At 45.1% G+C, this 7960-nt stretch carries 8 protein-coding genes; 3 read left to right on the top strand and 5 right to left on the bottom strand.

Annotated features, from left to right (window positions below):
* Positions 1-249 precede the first annotated feature (249 nt).
* Positions 250-1146, top strand: coding sequence for a ribose-phosphate diphosphokinase (locus ACP5KC_RS07525; RefSeq protein WP_428287136.1), 897 nt, complete (start codon positions 250-252; stop codon positions 1144-1146).
* Between the two features lie 228 nt (positions 1147-1374).
* Here the strand turns inward: ACP5KC_RS07525 and ACP5KC_RS07520 are convergent, their stop codons facing one another.
* Positions 1375-1533: a hypothetical protein gene (locus ACP5KC_RS07520; protein ID WP_428287135.1), complete on the bottom strand. Its 159-nt coding sequence runs from the start codon at positions 1531-1533 to the stop codon at positions 1375-1377.
* Between the two features lie 557 nt (positions 1534-2090).
* Here ACP5KC_RS07520 and ACP5KC_RS07515 point away from each other — a divergent pair.
* Both ACP5KC_RS07515 and ACP5KC_RS07510 read left to right on the top strand, forming a co-directional pair.
* Positions 2091-2306: a hypothetical protein gene (locus tag ACP5KC_RS07515; RefSeq protein WP_428287134.1), complete on the top strand. Its 216-nt coding sequence runs from the start codon at positions 2091-2093 to the stop codon at positions 2304-2306.
* A 232-nt stretch (positions 2307-2538) separates the two neighbouring features.
* Complete coding sequence (locus tag ACP5KC_RS07510) at positions 2539-2745, top strand: hypothetical protein (RefSeq protein WP_428287133.1); 207 nt, start codon at positions 2539-2541, stop codon at positions 2743-2745.
* A gap of 77 nt (positions 2746-2822) precedes the next feature.
* Here ACP5KC_RS07510 and ACP5KC_RS07505 read toward each other — a convergent pair whose 3' ends face one another.
* The 4 genes from ACP5KC_RS07505 to ACP5KC_RS07490 form a co-directional block, all read right to left on the bottom strand.
* Positions 2823-3752, bottom strand: coding sequence for an ABC transporter permease (locus ACP5KC_RS07505; protein ID WP_428287132.1), 930 nt, complete (start codon positions 3750-3752; stop codon positions 2823-2825).
* The gene (locus ACP5KC_RS07500; RefSeq protein WP_428287137.1) at positions 3749-4762 is read right to left on the bottom strand and encodes an ABC transporter permease; all 1014 of its coding nucleotides are present in this window, start codon (positions 4760-4762) and stop codon (positions 3749-3751) included. Before ACP5KC_RS07500 ends, ACP5KC_RS07505 begins: the two co-directional genes overlap by 4 nt.
* Before the next feature lie 53 nt (positions 4763-4815).
* On the bottom strand, positions 4816-6405 hold the full coding sequence (locus ACP5KC_RS07495; RefSeq protein ID WP_428287131.1) for an ABC transporter ATP-binding protein: 1590 nt from the start codon (positions 6403-6405) through the stop codon (positions 4816-4818).
* 62 nt (positions 6406-6467) lie between these two features.
* The gene (locus ACP5KC_RS07490) at positions 6468-7529 is read right to left on the bottom strand and encodes a BMP family lipoprotein (RefSeq protein WP_428287130.1); all 1062 of its coding nucleotides are present in this window, start codon (positions 7527-7529) and stop codon (positions 6468-6470) included.
* Positions 7530-7960 lie beyond the last annotated feature (431 nt).

The raw sequence follows: 7960 nt of genomic DNA, 5'->3' as shown, positions 1-7960 counted from the left end.
CAACGTTACCATGACACCACAGCACCAGCCAGCACCGTAGTGAGCCGGATGGAATGTTCCACGAACTCAGGATGGACGTGTACTATTGGTGTTAAACTCGGCTAGAACCGCATCGTGCGTATTATTTTGAGTTCTATTGAAGATTTCTAGTTTCGAGAAGTTGATATGTTCCAAAAACCAATTCGGACAGGCTCCTGCGCATTTATTATCCCCACTTTATAAGACAATAGCACCTAAGAGAGTGAGATTTTGAAACCACTAGTTCTTGGAGGCAGAAACGGGGATCATCTCGCTGTGGAGCTAGCTTTTTTGAAAGGCTTCGAGCTCGGCAACATTGAAGTCAAGAAATTTCCTGATGGCGAGATTTATATACGGGTTTTAAGCGATGTCCAGGGGAGAGACGTTATCTATGTGAACTCGCTTCAAAGAGAGCCGAATGAAGCTATTGTTGAGACGTTGTATACCCTCGACACTCTCAGGGATCTGGGTGCGAGAAAGATCATAGCTGTGATACCGTATATGAGTTACGCTAGGCAGGATAGCAGGTTTAATCCAGGTGAGGCTGTAAGCATACAAGTCCTCGCTAAACTATTTAAAACCGTTAAAGTCGACCACATTATAACTATTGACATGCACCTACACAGGATTAGTGATCCGAGCGCATTATTCGGTGCTAATTTCCACAACATAACAGGCGTGAGAGAGTTGGGCAAGTACTTGAAGAAGCACCACTCTTTGACCAATGCCGTCGTAATAGGACCCGACGAAGAGGCTGAGCAATGGGCTAAAATAATGGCAGAGGAGTTGGGGGGCTTAGAGTACAGTGTATTGGAGAAGACCAGGTTGACAGCCGAGAGAGTCGTTGTCGAGGCAAAAGGTGTTAAAGTAGAGGGGAGAGATGTAGTTATAGTCGATGACATTATAAGCACGGGTGGAACGATCATTGAGGCTGTAAAGGCTTTAAGGAATTTAGGTGCCAAGGACTTCTACGTGGCGACAGTGCACCCACTACTGGTAGGAGATGCTTTCAGTAAGCTGCTAAGGCTTGGTCTTAGAGAGCTCGTCGGCACTAATACTGTTTTAAGCCCCATCAGCAAAGTCAGTGTCGCACCCGCTATTATCGAGGCTTTAAGCAAACTCATCTAGTGATTTTTCCTTCCTAGACCAATTACCTTGTTCTCTACATCCACTAATTCGATTGATGGCACATGTGATGCCAGCAAGACGCCTGTTCTCCCTTTATCAACCCTTTGATAATGCAAGTAACTCCAGCCCTCGCTTTCCTAGAGAGTCCCTCGAAAAGCTCGTCTAGCAACAAGAACTTAGGACTTAGGCTTGAATGAAATGATCGACGCCAGGGCTACAAGCTTATTCTCACCACAACTTAGTTCCATGGACTCTTTTAGACAAGGACCATTCCGGTAGACCAACAGCCTTGATGGCCTCTCTAGCTATTTTCTCGATGAGATCTCTACACAGTTGTCTGGGAACATAGAGGACCTCGTCGTATACCGTGGGATTGAACAACATCACTTCAAAGTCCTGAAATAGCAGTTCTATAAACTTCCTCGCTCCAGGTGGTTGTCTCTTCGAGGATCCCCCATCAAACTATACTAAGCCCTGCTCGGGTTCTAGTAAGCTTGCAGCTATTAATAGAACAGTTGTTTTTGCTAGGCTCGTTGGGCTGTAATATATTTCATGGTCATTGGGCTTGTTTGCTTTGCTTCGCAACCCCTCTTAGTGCTATGAGGTGTGCCGAGGCCGCGTGTCTATAAACCCCGACTCCCCCATAAGCACTATGGTGACCCCGGATTTCCGAGATCCGCTCCAGAAGGGCGGTGAGGGGGCCCGGGGAGACCGCGGGGAACCCGAGGGCGGCAATCAACGAACACGAAAGGCAATCAAAGACCGCTCTCGGTGAGCGGCCACTTAGCAAGACCAATTCGTTGCTGTTCACTTCCAGGCCGAAGTCTTCGAAGACGCATGATTTAGAACCAGGGTACCAGATATTCGCCATTTTCAGCAATCTCTTACACACCCCGACTCATATGCTTTAACGGTTTCTAGAAATCTCCATGAACCTCCCTATCATGTCCGCTAGTGTCATGGCTAGAACTCTTCACAAGGTCGCATCAGACTTCAACACTATTCTTGACTCGCGTGCAGCCAGGTATTCTGAGAGAACACCTGCTATGTACCTGGTGTTTAGGAAGAAGAGGTCTATCCTGCTAGTAAGCTTGTTTGAAGCTCTATATGCTCGCGGAGGCTTTGCGGTACGTTATTCCAGCCCAGAGAGGTCAGAATGATGGCAGAGGAGATGAAACAGCGCAAGACGTGAAAAACATGAAAGCTTGAAGCCAACGTATTTATCACGATGTACTCTGCCTTGTCAAAACCCGTGAACAATATGGGCAGCAGGGATTAATGCTAGCAATAGCATTAAGATTATTACGGCAATGAAAGATCTTGTGCGAGGCTTTAGTAAAACCGCCATACTAACATGTGAACCATAATACTGGCATGTTTGAAACTGCTGAGATGAATGATAAGGTCAGTAAGTTGCTTGAAGAAGTGATCAGGAATGAAATGATTGATGACGCTCTGAGCGATGCGCTGTCAGAGCTCTCTGGCGGCGAGGACTACGTACTAGACTTCGAGCCCGTTGAGCCCAAAGAGGGGCTCGTAAGCAAGCTTGTCGGTATTTTAAGAAGCAAGGGGGTAGGCGGTATAATTCGATCTTCTTAGCGTTGTAATTGCTAAGAAACGTCAAAAAGCTTGTTTAGTTGTGCAAGCTTTGTAGAACATTTGCTCCACTCCTCTCTTCATTCTCTATAATACGGCTTACCCAGAGATGCGGGAGGCCTTGCTCCTTTGGACATTATTAGGAGCGATACTAGTACCGCCAGATATGGCAACATTATCATGAAGTACGTCATTTCAGGCATGCCAATTTTTATGAAGACGTCCTGTAGGCTTATACCTATTGACCAAGTGATACCAAATATCAGGCTGCCCGCTAAGCTTCTAAGGGGATCCCATTTTCCGAAATACGCCAGACCTATAGCAATAAATCCCATGCCATAAGTCAGGTTTTCGTAAAAAAGTCCTGTAATTTCTAGGCAGAGAACAGCTCCTGCGAAGCCCGCAAAGGCCGATCCCAACACCAGCGATAGTAATCTGTACAGCGTTACATTAATACCGGCCGCATCGCAAGCTCTGGGGTTCTCACCAAGGGCTCTAATCCACAGCCCGATTCTCGTGTAGTAGAGGATAAAGTAGATGATTCCGGTAAGTATGAACATCACGTAAACACCGGGATACTGATTGAAGAAGGCCTCTCCAATGAGGGGTATTTCGGAGAGCAAAGGTACCTTTAAAGCAGTGGTTTTGGGGATGAGGACTACTTTATTAGCGTATATTACTCTATAGAGAAAGTCGGAAAGGCCTAGTCCTAGGAAATATAAGCCCATGCCTGCTACTACCTGGTTAAACCTTAAAACTACAATGAACAATCCCAGCAAGAGACCCAGTAAAACTCCAGTCAATATTCCTAGTAAGTATCCAGCAGGAATATTGCCCGTTAAAAATACAACGTGAAAGCTCACAAAGGCTGACATAAGCATTATGCCATCAATGCCTAAGTTTATTACGCCAGATCTCTCGCTGAATACTTCGCCTAAACTAGAAATAGCCACGGGAGCTGACATCGTTAAGCCTAGACTTATTATGGAACCAATCAACTCCGGGCTCATTTTTTCTCTCTCCTGGCAACTAGTCTTATTTCGTAAAACATTAGTACCGAGAACAGCACAAAAAACATATAGATTAGCCCCTCAACAGCCTTTGAGAATGTATAGGTTAGCCCTGTGGCTGATTGTAGATAGACGCTTCCATTATATATCATTCCAAACAAGAGCGAGGAGCCTATTATACCTAGTGGGTGGTTTCTACCTAATAGTGATGCAATTATAGAAGTATAGCCTAAGCCGACCGCTATGCCTTCGTACAAAAAGTGAAAAACCCCTAGAACCTCCACGCCGCCTGCCAAGCCGGCTAGAGCACCACTATATGCCATGCTGAAGGCTATTAGTCGTTTAACCGGAAAGCCAGCGTATCTGGCAGCGTGTGGATTGGCTCCTAGTACCCTCACCATATAACCTAGCTTGGTTTTGAAGAGTACATAGTACGTCAAGAGAGCCACGCCTATAGCAAGGACGAAACCCCCGTGAAGCCTTGTTCCAGGCATAATTACAGGCAACTTTATGTCGATGGGAGGAGACATGGGCCACATTTGAGAAAGAGGGCTTTTTAGTGGCCCCCTCAATAGCCACTGCATGATTTTAAATGCTAACCAATTCATAATTACTGTAACAACAATTTCGTTAACTTCGAAATACGCTCTCATAATGCCTGCAACAGAAGCCCAGAGAGCTCCTACAAAAGCGCCTGCTATCAAGGAGATCGTCAATGCTAATGCGTAATCGATGTTCGCGTTTTGTAAATAGAGCGCTACGGCGGTGGTTGCTATTGCACCCATTATGTACTGACCCTCTGCCCCTACGTTCAAAACACCAGCTCTGTTAGAGAACGCTATTCCAACGGCCATTAGGAGAAAAGGTGTAGTTCTAAGAAGAGTGTCTGCTATCTGGGCGTATCCCCCTAGGGAACCGCTAAGAAATGCGATGTAGCCGGTTAGTGGATCAACATTAGCCCAGATCATTAACAGCGAGCCTGTTATAAACGCGAATCCTACAGCTAGCATAGGTAGCAATAATATATGCAATAAGCTTATTCTCCGTTCTCTAAATACTAAGACTACGCCCAATACGAGTCAATCCTCTCTTTGGGCATTTTCTTGTATCCGGACATCATTAAACCTATATCATCTACTTCGAGCTCACCAGGTCTAAAGACTCCAATTATTTCGCCTTCATACATTACAGCTACCTTATCACTTAAAGATAGTAACTCTGAAAGGTCACTAGATATCAGCAATATGCCGCAACCACCATCTCTTAGTTCAATAAGCTTCTTCCTAACAAATTCCGTGGCTGCGATATCGAGTCCTGCAGTAGGCTCTTCAGCTATTAGTAGTTTAGGACTTCTCTCAATTTCTCTGCCAACAATCAACCTTTGGACATTTCCGCCTGAAAGGTTCTTAACTGGCGCTTTGTGTGATGGTGTAACTACGTTGTACTTATTTATTACGTTAATGGTTAGGTTTTCCACGGCTTTGTAATTAATAGGTTTTAAGCTTGATGGCACTAGCGGCAGGTCACTAATAGCCTGATTTTCTTCAATCCTAGTTAATAGCACATTTTCATAAAGTGGCAGCTCTCCCACTACGCCGTATTTTAATCTTTCTGCCGGTATATAGGATATTCCTAATTTAATTCTCTCTAAGACACTACTATGAGTTATATCGCGACCCAAGAAAAGCACTTTCCCATGTATAGGCTTTCTCAACCCGTAGATGGCTTCAGCTAATTCTTTTTGACCGTTTCCCGAAACTCCTGCAATGCCCAAAATTTCCCCGCTTCTAACTTTGAGGTTAACGCCTCTCAGGGCGAGGTTACCTCGATCTCCCAGTGCCTTAAGGTCTTGGACTTCAAGAAGAACTTTACTTGCCTGTTTCTCAAAGACTTGTTTGGATGAGGTCTCGACTTCAACTAATACTTCCTTACCTACCATCAACTTAGCCAAGAGCCTAGGCTCCGCGGCGCTTCGAGGGATTTCGCCAACTACTTTACCACGCCTTAGAACCATGATTCGGTCGGCTATTTGAAGAACTTCATCAAGCTTATGCGATATGAAAATTATTGACAGCCCTTGTCGCTTCAAGCTCTCTATGACGTTGAAGAGTTTTCTCGTGTCTTGAGGGGTGAGGACGGAGGTCGGCTCATCAAGTATTAAAACCTTTGGATTTCTGAATAGGGCCTTTAGTATTTCGACTTTCTGCTTTTCTCCTGCAGATAACTGCCAAACTTTCACGTTAGGATCGATTTCGAAGCCCAATTTTCTTGCGAAATCTTTTACCTCTTTCACCGCTTTCTTGAGATTAACAATAAAGCCTGCCTCTCTTAAACCTAGAATAATGTTTTCTGCAACTGTTAAATCCTCTACGAGTGTGAAGAATTGGTGAACCATCGCAATACCGTTTCTAATAGCGTCAAAAGGAGAGCGATGAAGAACCCTCCTGCCCTCCACGTAGATCTCTCCTTCATCAGGGCACAATAAGCCGTATAATACGTTCATGAGCGTCGTCTTACCAGCACCATTCTCACCCAAGACGGCGAGCACTTCATTTCTATAGAGAACTAGGTTAACGTGATCAACGGCCGTGACTCCCGGGAATCGTTTTACAATATTTCTCATTTCAACTATGGGTTTTCCGTTCTCACTCATCACAGCCTGTCCTCAAGGAGACTCGTTAATTGTTAAGAGAGTAGGGAAAAAAAGTTTCAAGACTATGGAGTAAAACCTGTTGATATTTCTCCTCTGATTATTTTGTCGATTATTCTCTGCGCATCTGCCCAAATCTCGGAGGATAAAGCACCTCCAGGTATCAGCTTTAAGCCTCCATTTTTCAAGTCTATCCAGTATTCCTGCCCACCCTCGGCTTTTAATTTGCCAGTTAAGTAGTCTTGGTAGAACTGCTCGAATATAATGCTCCAATCCCAGACTTCAGCTAGTAAGAGCCCCTCAGGGTATATTTCTGGATGATAAGTACCGCTCATCATAACATAGACTCCTGCATCTTTTGCAGCCGAAATAGCACCTAGTTGGCATCCATCGCCCATAGCCTTAACCACGTCTACATTGTATTGTTTAATTAGCGCTGTAGTTGCCAACTTGGATTTAGGCACGTCGTGAAAGTCTCCAACATAGACTACGTGAAGTACTTTATCAGGATCTAAGCCCACATACTTGAGACCTTCTCTAAGACCTATTTCGCATCTAGAGAGCTCCGCTACTGCCATGCCAGCTACATAGCCAATATGACCTGTTTTAGTAACTCTACTAGCGACGTAGGCTACCACGAAGCATGACTGATCGGTTCTTACATCGCCTATACTAACTCTAGGACCTTTATATTGAGGGGCTCCAGCAATAGCTAGGAAGTAGACGTCCCGCGTTACCTCACGGGCGATCTTGGCCATTGGTTCTCCGAATTGGAAACCTACACCGATTATTAGGTTGTATCCTTGCTCTACGTAGCTTCTAATGGTCGCCTCGATTTGAGCGGGGTCGTATACTCCCTGAACCCATGCAATATCTACCTCTGGATGCCTACCGCGAAAAGCCTCCATAGCCCTATAAGCTGCCTCGTTCCACGCGGTGTCGGTAATACTACCAGGAAATATGAAGGCTATTTTTACTCTCTGCGGAGCACTCACCGGGCGCATTAGTGTGGCAACATAGTAACCTAATAGACCTGCTATAATGGCTATTGCTATCACTATAGCCACAATCATTAACTTTCCACGAGGAGCTTTCTCCATTTTAGCTGATTCCGTATTTGTGGGCATACCAGACCACCGTACACATAGGAGTACTTAAAGTGCTTAATAAGCTTATTTCATATACGCCCACGCATTTACCCCACTCTAGCATAACTCTGGCATATTGTAATGATTATGCTGAGTAGAAGCTTTCGTATTTATCAGAATATAAATAATAAAATACTCAGTTATTTACTCAAGGCAGGAAGTCTAGCGACATAAAGTACTGGGCCGTGCCTCGGAAAACGCATATGTGCAGAATACGCAAAGCATGTACTCGGCAAAGCCGTCTCTAAAGCAACAACTAGCACTCTATGCTTAACCTAAACCAGTTGCAAGTTTACCGAATTTTGCAGTAGAAGGCGCGCGCTCGCGGCGCTTCTATGTTGCCCGCTTGCGCAGCACTCCTCTGGGGTCTTTTACGAGCAGGGCTAGTAGCCACGCTACTAGTGCTACGA

Source organism: Infirmifilum sp. (genome assembly GCF_049970975.1).
GTDB lineage: Archaea > Thermoproteota > Thermoprotei > Thermofilales > Thermofilaceae > Thermofilum > Thermofilum uzonense.
The sequence above is the reverse complement of the archived record's forward strand: the minus strand, read 5'-3'. Positions and strand labels throughout refer to the sequence as shown.